This is a genomic window from Croceitalea sp. MTPC5 (genome assembly GCF_036985505.1).
Lineage (GTDB): Bacteria > Bacteroidota > Bacteroidia > Flavobacteriales > Flavobacteriaceae > Croceitalea.
Map to the genome: position 1 here is coordinate 1 of NZ_BTGQ01000025.1, position 1,482 is coordinate 1,482.

A 1,482-nucleotide genomic window follows, 5' to 3' on the forward strand; every position below is an offset into this window, starting at 1 on the left:
TGATAGAAGTCACTTGGTGTATATGTGGGGCCATGCTCCTCCAATTTTTCGACACAATGTGCTATTATTTCTTTAAGGTGCCCGTCAATTGCGTCCCCAAGCTCTTGTGTTTTTTGGTTCCCCAGTTTTGTCTTCACCGAAAAACCCAGTCTTCCCTTTGTGATGGACCCATTTACGTTTATGAGGTTATCATCCGTATTCAGTGGGCTCCTACTTCTTCCACTCGCGTCACTTACGATTTGCCATTCCCCCTGTTTGGAATCGAACTGTCCCAGATAATTGAAGATGACAGGGGGCAGCTCACCATGGTTGAGGGTTGAATCGATATCAATGGCAAATGCCCCAAACCCGATTCCTTTGTTCGGCACTTTCCGTAAAGTCTCCTTAACCGATATGATACTTTCCCCTATGGTTTTGTTTAGTTGGAGCCGAATAGGGAACATACTGGTGAACCAGCCAATGGTACGACTGTGGTCTATGCCATTATCCAGATCCTCCCTACCATGCCCTTCGAGGGTTATTGACTGGCTGTCGTTGCCATTGATGTCCCTCAGGGCATAGGTCAAAGCGGTTAAGAGCAAATCGTTGATCTCTGTATGATATGCCCCAGATGCTTTTTGCAGCAGGGCTTTGGTCAGGGTTTCGTCCAGTTCCAGGGATACCATACTGGATTTGCCCTCTTGGCCTTTCCATATCCCATATGATGGTGTACTACTGATTTGTTCTTTCCAGTATGCTTCCTCATCAGAGTGGTCCTGGGGATAGTTCTGTATGGTTTGCCCCCATTGTCTATAACTGCTCCCTTTTGCAGGAAGGGCCTTTCCTTCATAGAGCGTTTTGATATCTTCTGCCAAAATACGCCAACTGACCCCATCAACGATCATATGGTGCATGGCCAAGAATATCCTGGCGCTCCCATCTTCATAGCCATATAAATATCCCATACTGAACAGTGGCCCATGTTCGAGATCAAATAGGTTCTGCCATTGGGTAAGTGCTGATTGAAGCTCCTTTGGACCATATCTTCCAATATCCAATACATTTGGTTCGGGCAATGCTATCTGCTTTGAATAAAACTGCTTCCAGTTTTTTCCTTTGATATAGCGTACCCTGAATACGTCATGATGTGCAACCAACTTTTCGATGAGTCCGGGGAATTTGCTAACATCCAGTTCAGGAACCTTGATGAGAAAACTTTGATTCCAATGGTCAGGTTGTTCGAATAGTTGCTTTTCGATTTGTTGAACAAACCATTGCTGGATAGGCAAGAGTGGCAAAGCACCTTCCAGCAGTCCTTGTTCTGATTGTATGGGCACCTCGGTATTGCCCTGTCCAAGGTGTCTGGCCAGTTCCCTGATTGTTTTAAAGGTAAAAATGTCTTTTACCTGGCATTTGAGGCCCAACTGTCTGATACGTCCGGACACCTGGATGCTCAAAATAGAATCCCCCCCTATCCTGAAAAAATCGTCGTTGGTCCCTACA

The 1,482-nt window shown here is 45.7% G+C and carries 1 protein-coding gene; it reads right to left on the minus strand.

The annotated features are described in order from the left end of the window. The coding region (locus AACM45_RS20240) for a condensation domain-containing protein (RefSeq protein WP_339145021.1) at positions 1 to 1,482 on the minus strand (1,482 nt) is incomplete at both ends.